This is a genomic window from Celeribacter marinus, from assembly GCF_001308265.1.
GTDB classification, from domain to species: domain Bacteria; phylum Pseudomonadota; class Alphaproteobacteria; order Rhodobacterales; family Rhodobacteraceae; genus Celeribacter; species Celeribacter marinus.
In genome coordinates, this window is the sequence record NZ_CP012023.1 from 2,485,086 (window position 1) to 2,503,454 (window position 18,369).

14 protein-coding genes and 1 tRNA gene are annotated in these 18,369 nt (G+C 58.3%); 7 read left to right on the forward strand and 8 right to left on the reverse strand.

Going from position 1 to position 18,369, the window contains the following annotated elements; all coding sequences use genetic code 11:
- The first annotated feature begins 247 nt into the window (after nucleotides 1-247).
- Together metG and IMCC12053_RS12435 are read left to right on the forward strand one after the other, a co-directional pair.
- Entirely contained in the window at nucleotides 248-1,966 is a 1,719-nt protein-coding gene (metG, locus tag IMCC12053_RS12430) for a methionine--tRNA ligase (RefSeq protein WP_062219514.1), read from the forward strand.
- A 230-nt stretch (nucleotides 1,967-2,196) separates the two neighbouring features.
- The gene (locus tag IMCC12053_RS12435; protein ID WP_062219516.1) at nucleotides 2,197-2,988 is read left to right on the forward strand and encodes a lytic murein transglycosylase; all 792 of its coding nucleotides are present in this window, start codon (nucleotides 2,197-2,199) and stop codon (nucleotides 2,986-2,988) included.
- Nucleotides 2,989-3,039: 51 nt separating this feature from the next.
- On the opposite strand, the gene IMCC12053_RS12440 is transcribed toward IMCC12053_RS12435, so the two are convergent.
- A tRNA-Leu gene (locus tag IMCC12053_RS12440) sits at nucleotides 3,040-3,125 on the reverse strand.
- A gap of 116 nt (nucleotides 3,126-3,241) precedes the next feature.
- Here IMCC12053_RS12440 and IMCC12053_RS12445 point away from each other — a divergent pair.
- A complete protein-coding gene (locus IMCC12053_RS12445; protein WP_062219519.1) occupies nucleotides 3,242-3,982 on the forward strand; it encodes a rhomboid family intramembrane serine protease in 741 nt (246 codons plus the stop codon).
- A 23-nt stretch (nucleotides 3,983-4,005) separates the two neighbouring features.
- Here the strand turns inward: IMCC12053_RS12445 and IMCC12053_RS12450 are convergent, their stop codons facing one another.
- The 3 genes from IMCC12053_RS12450 to IMCC12053_RS12460 form a co-directional block, all read right to left on the reverse strand.
- The gene (locus IMCC12053_RS12450) at nucleotides 4,006-4,215 is read right to left on the reverse strand and encodes a hypothetical protein (RefSeq protein ID WP_062219520.1); all 210 of its coding nucleotides are present in this window, start codon (nucleotides 4,213-4,215) and stop codon (nucleotides 4,006-4,008) included.
- A gap of 140 nt (nucleotides 4,216-4,355) precedes the next feature.
- Nucleotides 4,356-5,144 carry an inositol monophosphatase family protein gene (locus IMCC12053_RS12455; RefSeq protein WP_062219522.1) on the reverse strand — a complete coding sequence of 263 codons (789 nt, stop codon included), beginning with the start codon at nucleotides 5,142-5,144 and terminating at the stop codon, nucleotides 4,356-4,358.
- A 108-nt stretch (nucleotides 5,145-5,252) separates the two neighbouring features.
- The gene (locus IMCC12053_RS12460; RefSeq protein WP_062221317.1) at nucleotides 5,253-6,179 is read right to left on the reverse strand and encodes a LysR family transcriptional regulator; all 927 of its coding nucleotides are present in this window, start codon (nucleotides 6,177-6,179) and stop codon (nucleotides 5,253-5,255) included.
- 99 nt (nucleotides 6,180-6,278) lie between these two features.
- Here IMCC12053_RS12460 and metF point away from each other — a divergent pair, with 99 nt between their 5' ends.
- The gene (gene metF, locus IMCC12053_RS12465) at nucleotides 6,279-7,118 is read left to right on the forward strand and encodes a methylenetetrahydrofolate reductase [NAD(P)H] (protein WP_062219524.1); all 840 of its coding nucleotides are present in this window, start codon (nucleotides 6,279-6,281) and stop codon (nucleotides 7,116-7,118) included.
- A gap of 3 nt (nucleotides 7,119-7,121) precedes the next feature.
- Here metF and IMCC12053_RS12470 read toward each other — a convergent pair whose 3' ends face one another.
- The 3 genes from IMCC12053_RS12470 to IMCC12053_RS12480 all read right to left on the reverse strand — a co-directional run bounded on the left by IMCC12053_RS12470 (nucleotide 7,122) and on the right by IMCC12053_RS12480 (nucleotide 11,733).
- Nucleotides 7,122-8,156 carry a DUF2235 domain-containing protein gene (locus IMCC12053_RS12470; RefSeq protein WP_062219526.1) on the reverse strand — a complete coding sequence of 345 codons (1,035 nt, stop codon included), beginning with the start codon at nucleotides 8,154-8,156 and terminating at the stop codon, nucleotides 7,122-7,124.
- Nucleotides 8,143-10,446, reverse strand: coding sequence for a xanthine dehydrogenase family protein molybdopterin-binding subunit (locus IMCC12053_RS12475; protein ID WP_062219528.1), 2,304 nt, complete (start codon nucleotides 10,444-10,446; stop codon nucleotides 8,143-8,145). The genes IMCC12053_RS12470 and IMCC12053_RS12475 overlap by 14 nt, the downstream gene beginning before the upstream one ends.
- A gap of 120 nt (nucleotides 10,447-10,566) precedes the next feature.
- Complete coding sequence (locus IMCC12053_RS12480) at nucleotides 10,567-11,733, reverse strand: type III PLP-dependent enzyme (protein WP_062219530.1); 1,167 nt, start codon at nucleotides 11,731-11,733, stop codon at nucleotides 10,567-10,569.
- A gap of 360 nt (nucleotides 11,734-12,093) precedes the next feature.
- On the opposite strand from IMCC12053_RS12480, the gene IMCC12053_RS12485 reads away from it, so the two are divergent.
- From IMCC12053_RS12485 to IMCC12053_RS12495, 3 genes are all read left to right on the forward strand, one after another.
- Complete coding sequence (locus IMCC12053_RS12485) at nucleotides 12,094-12,525, forward strand: Lrp/AsnC family transcriptional regulator (protein WP_062219532.1); 432 nt, start codon at nucleotides 12,094-12,096, stop codon at nucleotides 12,523-12,525.
- Between the two features lie 144 nt (nucleotides 12,526-12,669).
- Nucleotides 12,670-15,795 carry a valine--tRNA ligase gene (locus IMCC12053_RS12490; RefSeq protein ID WP_062219534.1) on the forward strand — a complete coding sequence of 1,042 codons (3,126 nt, stop codon included), beginning with the start codon at nucleotides 12,670-12,672 and terminating at the stop codon, nucleotides 15,793-15,795.
- A gap of 115 nt (nucleotides 15,796-15,910) precedes the next feature.
- Complete coding sequence (locus IMCC12053_RS12495) at nucleotides 15,911-17,026, forward strand: pyridoxal phosphate-dependent aminotransferase (protein ID WP_062219536.1); 1,116 nt, start codon at nucleotides 15,911-15,913, stop codon at nucleotides 17,024-17,026.
- Here IMCC12053_RS12495 and IMCC12053_RS12500 read toward each other — a convergent pair.
- Nucleotides 17,023-18,270, reverse strand: coding sequence for a pyridoxal-phosphate-dependent aminotransferase family protein (locus IMCC12053_RS12500; RefSeq protein ID WP_062219538.1), 1,248 nt, complete (start codon nucleotides 18,268-18,270; stop codon nucleotides 17,023-17,025). The two genes, IMCC12053_RS12495 and IMCC12053_RS12500, sit on opposite strands and share 4 nt — an antisense overlap.
- Between the last annotated feature and the right edge of the window lie 99 nt (nucleotides 18,271-18,369).

Below are 18,369 nucleotides of genomic sequence, written 5' to 3' on the forward strand. Positions count from 1 at the left end.
TCCGTCTTTGTGCGTTTGCATCCCCCGCATTGCGGAGGGTTGTCGCTAACTTATAACGCGCGGCGCTATGTTCAAAGGGGCAAGGCCGGCTTTGCGCCACCTTTGGCTGTGCAAATTCGACAAAGGGCGTCGACCTGCCCGCCCAGACCCCAAACAGCAACAAAGGACGGCGCGTCCCCTCTGGCCCTTTTGCGCGCGGCGCGGTAGACACAGCCCAAGAGAATTTAACGGACGGACCCGCACGCACATGGCACGCACGCTCATCACTTCCGCGCTTCCCTATATCAACGGGATCAAGCACCTCGGCAACCTCATCGGCTCGCAATTGCCCGCCGATCTTTACGCCCGCTACCGCCGTGCGCGGGGCGACGAGGTTTTGTTCCTTTGCGCGACCGACGAGCACGGCACCCCTGCCGAAATCGCAGCGCAAAAAGCCGGCAAAGATGTCGCTGAATACTGTGCCGAAATGCACGAGGTTCAGGCCGAATTGGCCAAGGGGTTCCGCCTGTCGTTCGATCACTTCGGGCGGTCCTCATCCGATCAAAACCGCGTGCTGACCCAACACTTTGCCAAGCGTCTGTTTGAGCAAGGGTTGATCGAAGAAGTTGAAGAAACCCAAGTGTATTCCGCCACTGACGGGCGTTTTTTGCCCGATCGCTACATTGAGGGCACCTGTCCCAGTTGCGGCTTTGAAAGTGCGCGGGGCGACCAATGTGACAACTGCACCAAGCAGCTTGATCCAACTGATTTGATCAACCCCTACTCGACCATTTCGGGGGCCACCGACCTTGAGGAACGCAAGACCAAACACCTGTATCTGCGCCAATCCAACATGCGTGATGCGCTCAACGACTGGATCAGCAGCAAGGCCGATTGGCCGATCCTGACCACCTCGATTGCAAAGAAATGGCTCAACGATGGGGACGGCCTACAAGACCGCGGCATCACCCGCGATCTCAAATGGGGGGTGCCCGTTCAAAAGGGCGATCAGCCATGGACAGGCATGGAAGGCAAGGTGTTCTACGTCTGGTTTGACGCCCCGATTGAATACATCGCATGTGGCGCGGAATGGGCGGAAAAACAAGGACTTAGCGATGCGGATTGGGAGCGCTGGTGGCGCACCGACAAGGGGGCAGATGATGTGCGCTATGTCCAGTTTATGGGCAAGGACAACGTACCGTTTCACACCCTGTCTTTCCCCGTCACCATGCTTGGGTCGGGCGAGCCGTGGAAGATGGTCGATTACATCAAATCGTTCAACTACCTGAACTATGATGGCGGTCAGTTTTCCACCTCGCGCGGGCGCGGTGTGTTCATGGATCAGGCTTTGTCTCTCCTGCCGTCCGACTACTGGCGGTGGTGGCTATTGAGCCACGCTCCCGAAAGTTCGGACAGCGAATTCACATGGGAAAACTTCCAAGTTTCCGTGAACAAAGACCTCGCAGACGTGCTTGGCAACTTCGTGTCTCGCGTGACCAAATTCTGTCGCTCCAAGTTTGGCGAAGCCGTGCCAGAGGGCGGCGCATACGGCGCGCGCGAAACCGATTTGATGGCTGCGATTTCAGAAAAAATCGAAGTATACCAAGGACATATGGACGCCATCGACGTGCGCAAAGCCGCCGGAGAGCTACGCGCCATCTGGACGCTCGGCAACGAGTATCTCCAAGATGCATCGCCATGGGCGGTGTTCAAAGAAGACCCTGAAACAGCCGCGATGCAAATCCGGTTCGCGCTCAACCTGATCCCGCTTTACGCGGGCCTCTCCGCGCCGTTTATCCCTGACGCGGCGGGCAAACTGGCCACCGCAATGGGGACGGGAGACGCGGTTTGGCCAGAGGATAAAGCGACCGCATTTGCACAGCTTCCCGCCGGACACACCTTTGCCGTGCCTGACAATCTGTTCGGCAAAATCACCGACGAGCAGCGCGAAGACTGGCAGGAAAAATTCGCCGGTATCCGCAGCTGATCGACCTCAAATTTCAAACATGAGGGCGTCCCGCGTGGGGCGCCCTTTTTGTTCGATTTGGACAAGTTTAGCCCTGTGGCACACACCAAAAACGGCTGTCGGCGTTTCGTCGGACTTTCGTCGGCTTTTCGTCGGGCAACTGTGTCGCACGCAGGGCACCCTTTCGCGCGCCTGATCTGCGTGCTAGCGTCCCCACACCTGTGTTCATTAACCATTACTGGAGCCCGCCCATGCGCCGCATCCTCGCCCTGTCAGTCGCCCTTTTGACCGCCACCCCGTCCCTCGCTGCCACCTGTGGCAACACGTCGAGCGGATTTGAGACATGGAAGGCGCAGTTCGCAGCCGAAGCCGCAAACGCAGGCGTGGGGGCCAAAGGCCTCGCCGCACTGGCGGCCACCTCCTACGCCACCAAAACCATTGCCGCCGACCGCAATCAAAAGAGCTTCAAATACACGCTCGAAAAATTCATGCAGGTGCGCGGCGCGCCCACGATCGTTAAAATGGGTCGCGCCCGTATCGCCAAAAACCCGTCATACTACGGCAACCTCGAAAAGCGGTTTGGCGTCGACGCCGAAGTCATCGTGGCAATCCACGGCATGGAAACAGCATTTGGCTCGAACATGGGCAGCGCCAACGTGCTCTCCGCGATCAGTACCCTCGCCTACGATTGCCGCCGGTCCGATTTCTTTTCTGGACACGCTATGGCCGCCTTGAGATTGGTGGACAAAGGCGCGCTATCATCATCCACCAAAGGGGCAATGCACGGCGAAGTCGGCCACACCCAGTTTCTAACGGGGAATATCGAAACCTACGGTATCGACGGCGATGGCAACGGCGTTGTCGATCTTACCAACCTATCTGATGGGCTTGCATCCACGGCCAATTTCCTTGCCCAAAAGGGCTGGAAAACGGGACAGGGATACCTTGAGGGCCAACCCAATTTCAGCGTCATTCAGGACTGGAACGCGGCGGGGGTCTATCAAAAGGCGATTGCCATCATGGCCAGTCAAATCGCCCAATAAGGGCCGCTGCGGGTGCGCGTTGTGTTCACTTTATCCAATTGGAAAAGTGCGTGGTGCCCGCGGCCGGACTCGAACCGGCACGGCCATACAGCCGGGAGATTTTAAGTCTCATGTGTCTACCATTCCACCACGCGGGCACGTCAGCGGCACTTTGGCGAGGCCAAAGCGTGGCGCGACCATAGCCACCAAATCGGCGGTGTAAAGGGTCGTTCGGCACTTGACCCCGCGCGCACAAAGACCACCTACTCACATCATGTTTCCAATCCGCGATCATAACCCGTCCCGCCGCCCCGCGCTTGTCACTTACACATTGATGGCGCTCAACATTGCCGTGTTTTTGGCGATGTGGCCGAGCTATAGCAATGATGCCGCGATTTCGCGGATTTACATGGACTGGGCGATGGTGCCCGCGCGCATTTCATCGGGAGACGGGTTTTATACCCTTATCACATCGATGTTCATGCACGGCGGCTTTATGCACATCGCGGGCAACATGCTATTTTTGTGGATTTTCGGGGACAACCTCGAAGATGAGATGGGGCATCTGAAATATCTGGGGTTCTATCTCTTGTGCGGGATTGCCGCAGCGCTTGCCCAATATATCGCCGCCCCGATGGAATGGGTGCCAATGGTGGGCGCATCCGGCGCGATTGCTGGCGTCATGGGCGGCTATTTGCTTTTGTTTCCAAAGGCAAAGGTCGACGTTTTATTTATCTTTGTGATCTTTTTCAAAGTCATCCCACTGCCCGCGTGGATCATGCTTGGCGTTTGGTTTGGACTGCAAATTTTCGGGGGATTTGGCGCAGCGAACAGTGGCGTGGCCTATCTCGCCCATGTTGGTGGCTTTGTCGCAGGGCTTTTGTTGGCAGCGCCAGAATGGCGGCGCTTGGGCGGGACGGCCTATTGGGCGCGCACGCACGGGCACCCACCGCACTCCGAGGCCCGTTACAGGTTTCAAACCTCGCGCGTGCCCGTGGTGCGTCGATCAAAGTGATAAAGCGTGCGAAGTAGCAGCGTTTAGCTGCCCTCTTCGTAGTTCACAACATCGATGTTTTCGATGTCGGAATTGACGTTGGTGGCAAAGATATTCGCGCCACCCCAAACAATTTGAAGCACGACAACACCCAATCCGACCACGGCGGAGGTTAAGACCACCCAATCGACGGTGACGGCCCCGTCATCGGCAGGGCGGTAGGTACGAAATGCTCTCTTGAGACGGTTGATCATGGCGCGTGCCTCCAATTATTTCTGCCAAATTCTATGGTAAACGTGTCTGAATTTAGGCGGGTGTTAGGTATTTTGGAGAACGCCCACAAAAAAACGGCCCCGCAGTGGAGGCCGTTTTTTGTACTGTCTGTAACGGTCGTTTATTGGTTGCGCACCATTTTGGCGAACTTGTCAAAAAGTGGCTCGTTGGAGCACAAAACTTCGCAATCCAAAAGCACATCACCAGCGGGGTCGATCGCCTCAACCAGACCACCGGCCTCTTTCACAAGCAAGATGCCCGCAGCCATGTCCCAGATTTTCAGGCGGCGTTCCCAAAACCCATCGTAGCGACCAGCCGCCACGTATGCGAGATCAAGCGAGGCCGCGCCGTAGCGGCGCACACCGGCGGTAGCGGGCAGCACGCGTGCGAGGTCTTTGAGGGTTGCAGGCAAATCGGAGCGACCGGCAAACGGTAGACCCGTTGCAAAGATCGATTCGATGAGCTTTTGACGACCGGAGACGCGGATACGTTGGTCATTCATCCATGCGCCTGCGCCCTTTTCGGCCCAGAACAATTCGCCCTTTGCCGCGTCGAACACAACGGCGGAGACGATTTCCCCACGGTGCTCAAGGGCGATGGACACGGCCCAATGCGGCAAGCCGTGCAAAAAGTTGGTGGTGCCGTCGAGCGGGTCAACGATCCAACGGCGTGTCGGGTCTTTTCCTTCGATCTCTTCGGTCTCTTCGCCCACATAGCCATAGGTCGGGCGCGCTTCCATGAGCATCTCGCGAATGATCTCTTCGGCGCTTTCGTCGGCTTTGGTTACGAAGTCACCCGCACCCTTGGTCGACACCTGAAGGTTCTCGACCTCACGGAAGTCTTTGATCAACGAACGGCCCGCGATCCGAGCGGCCTTGATCATCACGTTGAGGTTTGCGCTGCCTTGCATGTCTTGGGCTCCGGAATGTGTTTTGAGGGGCGCGTATACGCCTCTATGTTCTATCTGCCAAGGGCTAGCGCCCTTGTTTGGTGTATTTCCCGTGTGACGACGTTACGATCACCGTCGATATCCACCCCCGCCGCCGCGTTGAAGTTTCACAGCTTCGGTTTTTGCGATGCGGATCAGGTTCGCCATATACGGCTTTGTCGCGTCATCGTCACGCACGGCGGCATACAAGCGGCGGGTGCGGCCCGTGGCCGTCAGCGGGCGCACGGCGTAGTCGGGATGGTCACGAATATCGCGCATCACCCAGTCGGGCATAACGGCCACGCCACGGTTTGACGCCACAAGCATCAAAATCACATCCGTCAACTCGACCTGACGCACATGCGATGGCTCCACCCCTGCGGGGGTCAACAGCTCTTTGAACACATCAAGGCGCGCACGGTCCATCGGGTAGGTGAACAGTGTTTGATCCCGAAAGTCCTCGGCCTCGACGAACGCTTTGGCCGCGAGCGGGTTTTTCGCGGACATCACACACATCGGCGCGTAATCGAACAGCGGGACAAAGGTTGCGCCATCAATCGGGTCAGGGTCGGAGGAGATGACCAGATCGACCTCCTCTTTCATCAGCGCGGGCAAAGCTCCAAAGGCAAGGCGCATGCGGATGTCGACGTCGATCTCGGGCCATACTTTGCGAAACTGATCCAGAACGGGCATCAACCAGTCGAAACAGGCGTGACACTCAATCGCGATGTGCAACCGCCCTGCGGTGCCATCCTCGATATTGGCGAACTCCGCCTCCAACGCCTCGATACGGGGCAAGACATCCTCGGCCAAGGCCAGTAATTTCATCCCCGCAGCCGACAGTTTGAGCGGCTTGGAGCGGCGCACGAACAGTTCCAAGCCCGCCTGATCCTCAAGGCCTTTGACCTGATGCGACAGGGCCGATTGCGTGATGTTGAGCCGATCGGCCGCACGCGCCAATCCCCCCGCCTCATGGATCGCCTTTATGGTCCGCAGATGTCGAAATTCGAGATGCATCGAGTTGAGCGCCATTCATGTTAAACTTGAAAATTATGAATTTGTCTCACATGGACGCCTGTGACACAAGGGCCACCGACATAGACAAGGACAGCCCCCATGACCGCCGCACCAAATATCTCGTTCGAGTTCTTTCCTCCTAAGAACATCGAAGCATGCTTTAGCCTTTTTGAGACCGTGCAGGCGCTTGAGGGCATGAACCCCGGATTTGTGTCTGTGACCTACGGCGCGGGCGGCACGACCCGCGAATTGACCCATGACGCGGTGGCGCTTTTGCACCGCAAGTACGGATGGAACGTGGCCGCGCACCTGACCTGTGTGAACGCGACACGCGCCGAAACCCTTGCGATTGCCGAGAGTTACAAGGCGGTGGGTGTCAATGAAATCGTGGCCCTGCGCGGCGATCCGCCAAAAGATGCGGGCAAATTCACGCCAGCCAAAGACGGCTTTGCCAATTCGGTCGAACTGATCGCGGCCCTCAAAGAGACGGGCAATTTCAAAATCCGCGTTGGCGCCTACCCAGATCCGCACCCCGATGCCAGCGACGAGAACGCAGACATCACTTGGCTCAAAAAGAAATTCGAAGCGGGCGCAGATTCGGCCATTACCCAGTTTTTCTTTGCCCCCGAAACGTTCTTTCGCTTTCGCGACCGTTGTGCAGATGCGGGGATCACGGGCAAAATCATTCCTGGCATATTGCCCATCACAAGCTGGAAGGGCGTGCAAAAATTCGCGGCCTCCTGCGGCACCCCCCTACCCGCGCATTACGCCGAGGCGTTCGAGGCCACCGATGACGCGCGCAAACTGTCCATCGAGCTGTGCACCCAATTGTGCCAAAGCCTCATCAACGAGGGCGTCGAGGATTTGCACTTTTACACGCTCAACCGTCCACACCTGTCCAAAGCGATCTGCGCTAACTTGGGCGTTGCGGGGGCGTAGGGGTCACGCGTCCAAGGACGGGTGGCGCAGTTCCGATGGGTCGGTGCCGATGGTCCGTTTGCGGCGCATGAGGAAGAATTTTCCCCATCCGCGCCGCGAACCGACTGAGGGCGCATATGGGTCGGCCAGATAGCGTGACCGCCAGCCTTTTGGCAGGACAAGTCCCGCCATCTCCGCCTTATCAAGCATCCACACAAGCGTGGTATTCGACAATTTGCGGGCGGGGACATAGCCGCTCAACTGCCCGCCGACATCGCCGTGCGAGCCGCGAAACCACATCTGTTGGAGGTGTTGATCGGGCATGTCCGGATTTGTCTCGAACATCACAGGGGCATAGGCACCACGGCTCTCGTGCGCAGATAGGGCATGATAGACGAACTTTGCACTGCGCGGCGGATAGAGGTCGTGAAAAGCGTGAAACACCGAGCTAAACCGCCAGATCACCGGAAACTGTAGACCAACGGCCGCAACAGTGTCCCACACGCCCAAGAATTCTATTGGTGTCGTGTCGTGACAATACGCAGCGCGAAACGCCTGTGACGGGGCAAGCGTTGGACCCGTTTGGTAGTGTCGGTAGGCGACCGTGATGTTTTGTTCGGTGGCATGCTGGGCCTTGATCAGGCCGACTTTGTCGATGAAGCCCGCAAGCGAGCGCACGGCGTAGGCTCCGCGCGAATAGCCCATCAGATAGATCCGGTCACCGGGATGATAGCGCGAGGCAAGCGCGCCGTAGACACGTTTGATTTGCTTGTTGATCCCACGGCCCTCGATGACGTCACGCGCATCGCGCCATGTGTTCATCTGGATGCCCGCCTCATAGCGCACGATCATGTTGGCGTCATCGGCGGTTTGCGTGGCCAGTCGATACGTTAAGCCCGCGTTGGTCTCGAACCCCTCCTCAAGCGAGGACATCGTGCCATCGAGAATGATCAGGTGTGTGACAGGGCCACGCGCACGCGCCGCACCCGAAACACGGATGCGTGGACGGATCGAAAAGAGCTGGCGAAAGCGTTGAAGAAGCGCGTTACTGTGCGGCAAATTGCTCGCTTTCTTTAGCGCCGTTCACCGCGCGCCAGACCTTTTGCGGTGTGAACGGCATGTCGATGCGGCGCACACCAAGCGGCCAAAGCGTATCCGCCACGGCGTTGGCCACGGCGGCCAGCGCGCCCACGGTGCCCGCCTCACCGCAGCCTTTCATCCCCATAACGTTATGGGTCGAGGGCACGGGTTCGGAGACAAATTTGACAAAGGGCATATCGTCGGCGCGGGGCATCGCGTAATCCATGAAGGACGCGGTGACGAGTTGGCCCTCATCGTCATAGACGCACATCTCGGTGAGCGCCTGTCCGATGCCTTGGGCCACGCCGCCATGGACCTGACCCTCGGCCAACATCGGGTTGATCAGATTGCCAAAATCGTCGACCACGGAGTATTTCACCACCTTGGTCTCGCCCGTCTCGGGGTCAATTTCCACCTCTGCGATGTGACACCCGTTGGGGTAGGAGCGCCCTTCGATTTCGGCCTGTTCGCGCACGGACAAGAGATCATCACGGCCTTTGTCGCGCGCCAAAGCCGCAGCCTCTAGCATGGTGGGCGTCTCGTTGGTGCCCTCAACGCGGAACCGTTCGTCGTCAAATGTCACCTCGCCGCCAAATTCGGCTTTGAGAAAGGCGCTCATGTCGGTCACGAGGGTGCCCACGGTTTTGAGCGTGGCGTTGTTTTGCGTGGTCACAGAGCGCGATCCGCCTGTGCCGCCACCCGATGGGATACGGTCACTGTCGCCTTGGATCACGTCAATCAAGGCTGCGGGAATGCCGGTTTGATCGGCCAAAAACTGGGCATAGACCGTCTCGTGGCCCTGCCCGTTTGACTGGGTTCCGACATAAAGATTCACACCGCCATCGTCGCGAAATTCGACATGCGCCCATTCATCCGGATCGCCAAGGATGCTTTCGATGTAGTAACAAAGCCCCCGTCCGCGCAGTTTGCCCGCCGCCTCGGACGCCGCTTTGCGCGCGGCAAATCCGTCCCAATCGGCCTCGGCCAATCCACGGTCCATCACTTTGTTGAAATCACCCACATCATAGAGTTCGCCCGTGGCGGTGCGGTAGGGAAAGGCATCGGCAGCGATGAAGTTTTTGCGGCGCAGGGTCACAGGATCAACACCCAACTCGCGCGCCGCTTGATCCATTGCGCGCTCAAGGGCAAAAATCGCCTCGGGACGCCCCGCGCCACGGTACGCATCCACGAGCGAGGTATTGGTGTAAATGCCGCGCACGCGCAAAAACGCCGCTTGGCAATCATAGGTGCCCATCAAGACCTTTTCGAACAGCTCCGACTGGATCGGCTGGCCGTAGTGCGAATTATAGGCCCCAAGGTTGGAAATCGTATCGACACTGTAGGCAATGAGTTTGTGATCGGCGTCAAAGCCCAATTCACAGGTCGAAATCAGATCGCGGCCCGCGTGATCCGACAACATGCCCTCGGTGCGCTCGGACATCCACCGCACGGGACGCGCGATGTGTTTGGAGGCGGCGGCAATCATAAAGTACTCGGGGAACGGCATGCCTTTGAGGCCAAATCCGCCGCCCACATCGGGGTTGGTGATGCGCACACGTTCGCGGTCAATACCGAGGTTATCGGCCAAATCGTCCTTCATCCCCCACACGCCTTGTCCGCCAAAACACAGGTGAACGCGGCCATCGTCGCCCCATTCGGCAAAGGCCCCGCGCGGCTCCATCGGTACGATCAGAACACGGTTGTCCATCACGGGTACGGTGACGCGGTGGGCGGCGGTGGCCATAACGGCGGCCACGGACGCCCCATCGCCCTTTTCGTAGTCATAGGCGATATTTTCGGGGGCCTCATCGTGGATCTGTGGCCCGCCCGTCTCAAGACCGACATGCACAGGTAAATCATCAAAATCGAACGCGATTAGCTCGGCGGCATCTTTGGCCTGTGCCAGCGTCTCAGCAATCACACAGGCAATCGGCTCGCCCACGTAGCGCACGCGCCCCTCGGCCAGAATGGGGCGCTTGGGATCGGCGGCAGGTGTGCCATCGGCATTGGTGATCACCTCGCCCTTTTGATAGGGATGCAGGCCAATCTGTGCCAGATCGTCAAATGTCAAAACCGCCAACACGCCCTCGGCGTCACGGGCATCCGACACATCTAGTTCGGTGATCTCGGCGTGGGCCACGGGCGAGCGCAGAATATAAGCAACGGCTGACCCCTCAGGGGCGATATCATCGACGTAGCGTCCACGTCCGGTCAAAAAACGCGTGTCTTCGCGGCGTTTCACGGGTTGGCTTTTTCCGAACTTATCCATGGCGCAATCCTTCGTTGGGGCGAGACATGAAAAACCCCGCTGCTACGTAAGAGTAGCGGCGGGGCGAGACATGTAAAGGGCGCAGATGCGCAGGACGCGTGTGCAGTTTGTACCGCGAAGTTAAGCCGCAAGTGCGCGCAGGGCGCAGGTCTGGCTTTGCACGATCTCAACGGTGAGGTTTCCAAACCCGTTAAAACGTGTTGCGGTCGCCACAGAGTAGGCCCCGACACCGTAGAAGATCACGTGATCCTCTTCTTGCATATCGCATGGAAAGCCGATTTCGGACGGTAGTTTGTCGGTGCTGTCACAGGTCGGGCCGAACACGGTGCGCAAGACGGGATCGCCGGTGCGCAGCTGCGCCTCGGGGCCGAATGCGTCGATACGGTCGATGACGCCAACGAGGTGCAGCTCGGACAATGCGCCGTAGATGCCATCATTAATGAACACATGTGCATCGTCGCGAATGGCGCGCACACGCGTGGCAAGCGCATAGCTTTCAGCCACAAGCGCACGGCCCGGCTCGCACACGAGTGCAGGACGATCCGCGCCAAAGGCCTCGTCGGTCACGCGGTCGATCAGCGCAAAGGTTGCGTCCAGCTGTGGGATCACATCGTTGAGACGGTGCGAGGGGAACCCGCCGCCCACGTTCAAGCGATTGATGCGCACGCCTGTGTCGCGTCCAATGCCCGCAGCGGCGTGGATGTAGGACGCCCATGCCGCAGGGTCGGTGCACTGTGTGCCCGGATGGAAGGTGAGCGACACGGTAAAGCCAAGAGCCTGAGCACGCATGACAAGATCACGGGCCAAATCAACAGTTGCGCCGAATTTCGCGCCAAAGTTATAGGCCGCGCCATCGACGGGCAGCTTGAAGCGCACAGCAATTTCCACGCCCTCGGACGGCACCAACTCGCCAAGTTTTTCCAACTCGGAGCGGCTATCGACGGAATAGGATTTCACACCTGCTTTTACGGCGTGTTTGATCTCGGAGCGCGAACGCACAGGGTTGTTGTAGTGCATTGCGGCATGGGGCGCGAGGCGCGCAATCGTGTCGATTTCAACGGGCGAGGCCACGTCAAAACCGCAGATACCTGCGTTTACGAGGTTCTGGAGCACAGCCTCATCTGGGTTTGCCTTGACCGCGTAGGTCACAAAACCCGGAAAGCCGGACAAGAAACGATGCGCGTTGGCCTGAAGGATTTCGGGCGAGAAAAACAGAACCGGATGCTCGGGAGCATGGTTGCGCAGGTAGTCAGCGGGCGATGCCCAGATATTGTTAGAGAGCCCCATCAGCGTATCCTTCACCAACAAGGCGCAGCCACTCTCTTACCCGGGAGAACCGGTTGGGATTGCGCTTACGCGATTATCCTTAAGCGCTCCCCGTTGCTCGTTTTGAGCAGTGGGGTCTACGCCTCAACCAGGCCTGGTGCGGGACCGCGTGAGCACCGTTTGAGATGCCGTGCGACCGTCCGTTGGTCCTGAAACAGTGATCGCTATATGCGTGCTAAATTTGACGATCAAAAGAGTTGAAACGTGCGGAATGGTGGACAGTTTGTATGTTTGTGTGGTTAAATTGATAGATGACATTACGTCAGCCCATGTGAGCCGCTCAAATCATAGGCAAAACCTGCACACCAAAGGACCACATCAATGGACGATCTCGACCAAAAGATTCTCTCGGCACTCGCCGTTGACAGCTCCACCTCTGTGTCGCGACTGGCGCGCCGGTTCAAAGTGGCGCGCTCTACCGTCCAAGCCCGATTGGAGAAAATGGAGACGAACGGTACAATCGCGGGCTACACGATCAAGCTTGGCGATGTGATTTTGGCGCGCCGTGTGCGCGCCACCGTCCTCATTGAATGCGAGGCCCGCACAACCGCGTCCGTGGTTGTGAAACTCAAGGCGATTCCCGAGGTTGTCATGGTGGCGACCGCCACGGGGCGCGTTGATTTAATTGCCGAGCTTGCGTGCGAATCCACCGAAGAGATCGACACCACACTCGAACAGATCAGCGCGATTAGCAGTGTTCATGACATTGAAAGCCTGATTCACCTCTCAACGAAATTTGACCGTTCCATCTAACGCCGCTCTGATCGTGCCCGCCCGTTTTTGATGGCGATTTAGCGCAGCTGCGCCCACAATGCGTGCAGGTTTCGCCCTTTCCCTCAAGGTCCACGCACGGTAAACAACGCGGGATCAATGAATGACGTGCAGGCGGTAAGAACGATGGCGATGGAAAAGACTTTTGACGCAAATGAAGCCGAACAGCGGATTTATGACGCTTGGGAGGCCGCAGGCGCCTTTAAGGCGGGCGCACATGCGAGCCGCGAGGAGACGTTTACCGTCATGATCCCGCCGCCCAACGTGACGGGCGCGTTGCACGTAGGTCACGCATTTAACAACACAATTCAGGATATTCTGGTGCGTTGGCACCGCATGCGCGGCTTTGACACGCTGTGGCAACCTGGTCAGGATCACGCAGGGATCGCGACCCAGTTGATGGTCGAAAAAGAATTGGCCAAGTCGGGTCAAAAGCGCACGGATTTCACGCGCCCCGAATTTTTAGAGAAGGTTTGGGAGTGGAAAGGCCAGTACGGCGCGACCATTATCAACCAACTCAAACGCCTCGGCTCATCATGTGACTGGAGCCGCAACGCCTTTACCATGTCGGGCGCGCCGAACGCTCCCGCAGGCGAAGAGGGCAATTTCCACGATGCCGTGATCAAGGTGTTCGTGGACATGCACGCCAAGGGTCTGATCTATCGCGGCAAGCGCCTTGTGAACTGGGACCCGCATTTCGAGACGGCGATCTCCGATCTCGAAGTGGAGAACATTGAGACCCCCGGTCACATGTGGCATTTCAAATATCCGCTCGCCGGTGGTGCCACCTATACCTATGTCGAGAAAGACGAAGACGGCAATGTGGTGCTGTCCGAGGAGCGCGACTATATCGCAATCGCCACCACGCGGCCCGAGACGATGCTGGGGGATGGTGCGGTCGCCGTGCATCCCGATGACGCACGTTATGCGTCGATTGTCGGTACGCTGTGCGAAATTCCGGTGGGGCCAAAAGAGCACCGCCGCCTGATCCCGATTATCACCGACGAATACCCTGACATGGCCTTTGGCTCTGGTGCGGTGAAAATCACCGGTGCGCATGATTTCAACGACTACCAAGTGGCCAAACGCGCCAACCTGCCGCTGTACCGTCTCATGGACACGCGCGGCGCGCTGCGTGAGGACGGGTTGTCACACGCCGACAGCGCGCTGTTGGCCGCCGAGATCGCGGGGGGCAAGCCCTTCACCGAGAACGAGGTCGACACCATCAACCTCGTCCCCGATGCGCTACGTGGCATGGACCGTTTTGAGGCCCGCAAAGCGGTGGTCGATCAGATCAATGCCGAAGGTCTGGCCGTGATGACCACCGTCACACGCACCGTCAAAGACGATGAGGGCACCGAAACCGAGGTGTCCGAGGTTGTCCCATACGTTGAGGACAAGCCGATCATGCAGCCGTTTGGCGACCGCTCAAAGGTTGTGATCGAGCCGATGCTGACCGACCAGTGGTATGTGGACGCCGAGAAAATCGTCGGTCCCGCACTTGACGCTGTGCGGGATGGGCGCACCAAGATCATGCCCGAGAGTGGCGAAAAGGTGTATTTTCACTGGCTTGAAAACATCGAGCCATGGTGCATCTCGCGTCAATTGTGGTGGGGGCATCAGATTCCGGTTTGGTATGGTCTCGATCTGTCCGCGCCCGATTTCAAGGACGACGAGGGCGATGGCGCGTTGGACGAGGTGGAACTGTTCCGCCTGTTGACTGCGGGCGGCATGTTGCATGTCGGTGCCGTGCATCACTGCGCCACCGATTTCGCAGGGGTCCAAGACGCCTTTATGGGCGAGATTGCCGACATCCCCACCCCGCTCAACCATTGCCGCATCGTCGAGGTGGCCAGCCGCCAAGAGGCGGTTGAAACCTTTGCCGAGGCCCTCGCCGCCTATAACGTCAGTCAAGATCCGACCAAATTGGTCTACCCCGTCTGGCGCGACCCCGATGTTTTGGACACGTGGTTCTCGTCGGGCCTTTGGCCGATTGGCACGCTCGGGTGGCCCGAGTGGGATGAAAGCACGTCGAAATACTTCTCCACGGATGTGCTCGTAACGGGTCAGGATATCCTGTTCTTCTGGGTTGCGCGGATGATGATGATGCAATTGGCCGTGGTGGACGAGGTTCCGTTCCACACCGTCTACCTGCACCAACTCGTGCGCGACGAAAAGGGCAAGAAAATGTCCAAAACCACGGGCAACGTCATTGATCCACTTGAGATCATTGACGAATACGGGGCGGATGCGCTGCGCTTTACCAATGCGTCTATGGCGTCGATTGGCGGTGTGCTCAAACTGTCCGAGGACCGGATCAAGGGCTATCGCAACTTCACCACCAAGATCTGGAATGCGGCGCGGTTTGCCGAGATGAACGAGGTGTTCGACAATTACGATCCCGCCGTGATGCCCGCGCCCACCGCCACGGTGAACAAATGGATCATCGGCGAAACCGCCAAGGTCCGCGCCACAGTGGATCAGGCGTTCGACGACTACCGGTTCAACGATGCCGCAAACGCGCTCTATGCCTTTGTGTGGGGCAAATTCTGTGACTGGTACGTCGAACTGGCCAAGCCGTTGTTCTATGACGGTGACGACGCAACACTGGCGGAAACCCGTCAAACGATGGGGTGGGTTCTAGACCAAGCACTGACCATGTTGCACCCGATCATGCCGTTCATCACCGAGGAACTGTGGTCCAACATCAAATCCGGTCGCGACATGTTGGCCGTGTCCGATTGGCCAACTTATGGCGCGGAATTGGTGGACGCCGAGGCCGACCGCGAAATGAATTGGGTGATTGATCTCATCGAGAGCATCCGTTCCAGCCGCGCCGAAGTGCACGTGCCTGCGGGTTTGAAAATCCCGATGGTTCAGGTGGAGTTGGACGCTGCGGGGAAAACCGCATGGGCCAACAACGAGGCGCTCATCCTGAAACTGGCGCGTATCGACACGCTCACCGAGGGTGCAATGCCCAAAGGGTCGATCACCATTTCCGTGGCGGGCGGCACGTTTGCGCTGCCCTTGGCCGGTGTGATTGATATCGCTGAGGAAAAAGCCCGTCTGGAGAAGGTTCTGGGTAAATTGACCAAAGAGCTAGGGGGATTGCGCGGGCGTTTGAACAACCCAAAATTCGTGGCCTCCGCACCCGATGAGGTTGTGGCCGAAGCCACCGAAAACCTTGCGGCCCGCGAAGAGGAAGAGGGCAAGATCAAAGCGGCACTCGCCCGTTTGGCCGAAATCGGCTAAGCGCCTGCGCGCCTGTGCCACCTGATATGACGCCTCGCCCTCACGGGCGGGGCTTTTTCAATGGTGCGGCCCACGTGGACTTGCAGCGGACGCGCAAACCCGTCATCCAGTTGTCATGACATTTCTTACACCCGATCCGCGCCAAACGGCGCTCGCCCAAACCCTAGCCGCCACCGTGCCATTTGTTGCCCCCGAGGCGATGGAGAGTGCACGCGGCGCCCCATTTGACGCGCGCCTTGGGGCCAATGAATTGTCGTTTGGTTCCTCACCTGCGGCGGTGGCGGCCATGCAGGCTGAACTGGGTGCGATTTGGAAATACGGCATTCCTGACAACGCGCCACTCATTGACGCGCTGAGCGCACATTACGCGGTGGATAGCGCGTGCTTTACCTTGGGCGAGGGCATCGACGGTTTGCTCGGAAATTTGGTGCGGCTCTATGTGGCATCGGGCGATGCGGTTGTGACCTCCGCAGGGTCATACCCCACCTTCAACTACCATGTTGCGGGGTTTGGCGGAGTGCTGCACACGGTTCCCTACAAAGACGATTTCGAAGACCCCGAGGCCTTAATTGCCAAGGCGCGCGAGGTGGGCGCAAAACTGGTCTACCTGTCCAATCCGAACAATCCGATGGGATCGGTGCATACCGCGCAAACCGTGCAAGATATGATCGAGGCCGTGCCTGACGGGTGCCTATTGGTCCTCGACGAAGCTTACACCGAATTTGCGGCGGCAGACACGCGGCCACCGTTAGACCCAAGCGACAAACGCGTGATCCGTTTTCGTACATTTTCAAAAGCTTACGGAATGGCGGGCGCGCGCGTTGCCTATGGCATTTCACACCCGAGCATCACGCGTAGCTTTGACAAGGTGCGCAATCATTTTGGCGTCAACCGTGTGGCGCTTGCGGGGGCTGTGGCGGCTCTTGGCGATGCGGATTATTTGATGCAGACCGTGCAAAGAATCGCGGCGGGTCGCGCGCAACTTGTACAAATCGCACAAGACAACGGATTGACGCCCCTGCCCTCGGCTACGAATTTTATCACGATGGACTGTGGGAGCGGTGGCGATTATGCCCGCGCACTTTTGGCGGCATTGGCCAAGCGCGGTGTGTTTGTCCGCATGCCCGCGATTGTCCCCCTTGATCGCTGTATTCGCGTGTCAGTCGGCTTGCCCCACGAGATTGATGTGTTTGCCGAGCGCCTACCATTGGCGCTCGGCGACATCGCCTAACCGCAGCAACCGCCAGTGTTTTCGGACGGTGCGACACGGGCCTGAGTGCCGATTTGTGACAAGAAGGACGAGGCGGCAACAGACCCGCCTATACCGTGTGGAATATCGAGTGCGGTGAACGAAGTCTCGATCGCGCCAACGATGCCAAGGACCATATGCGCATTGATGTGGCCCATGTGGCCGATCCGGAAATAGCCGTGGGATTCATCCGATCCAATTGCGCCGAACCCCAATGAAATGCCCAATGTAATACCGAGGTTCTCGGTCAACCAGTCGCGCAGGCGTGTCCCATCGCCATTGCCTAAATTGAGTGTCGTGACCGCGTGCGAGCGATGCGCAGGATCGGTGATGTTGAACCGCAATGCGCCATCCGATCCCCATTGATCAATCGCCGCCCAATAGGCTCCCGCAAGGGTGGCATGACGCGCCCAAACGTTTTCAAGCCCCTCATCAAGGATCATATCAACCGCTTGGCGCAGGCCGTAAATATGGTGGGTGGGCGGTGTGCCATCGAAATATTCATAGAGGTGAAACGGCTCGGCGCGCGTGGTCCAATCCCAATAGGGGGTGCGCAGATTGGCGGCTTTGCCCTCTGAAAATGCCTTGTCCGAGAACCAGACAAACCCCATGCCCGGAGGCGTCATCAGACCTTTTTGACTGGCGGCAATCATGACATCGACGCCCCATGCGTCCATCTCAAAGCGATCACAGCCAAGCGAGGCGATACAATCCACCGCGAATACGGCCGGATGACCCGCGGCGTCTATGGCCTTGCGCATGGCGGCAATGTCGTTGCGCACAGAGGTCGCAGTATCGACATGCACGGTCATAACCGCCTTGATCGTGTGGGTGGTATCGGCGCGCAACGCGGCCTCAAGCTGTGCCGGATCAACGGGCGCATGTTTGCCAAAATCAAGGGTCTCGACCTCAAGGCCCAAACGCGTGGCCACATCCGCCCAACCCACACCAAAATTGCCCGTTAGACAGACCAGAACCTTATCGCCGCGCGACACCATATTGGTCAAAGACGCCTCCCACAGGCCATGCCCGTTGGAAATATACATCGCCATGTGGCCCGAGGTGCCCGCAATTGTTTTCAGGTCCGGCACGAGGCCATGCGTGATATCGACCAACTCGCCCGTATAAATATTTGGTGCGGGACGGTGCATGGCCTGAAGAACGGGATCGGGAATGACCGAAGGACCGGGAATAGCGAGATAGTGACGACCATTGGCAAGCGACATGGGGCAGTGACCTTTTTGATGGGGTGTCGAAAACACTGTCGTGTGACACGATAAAAATCACACCTGACGTGCGTACCCCTCCCGAAACGACACGTCAAT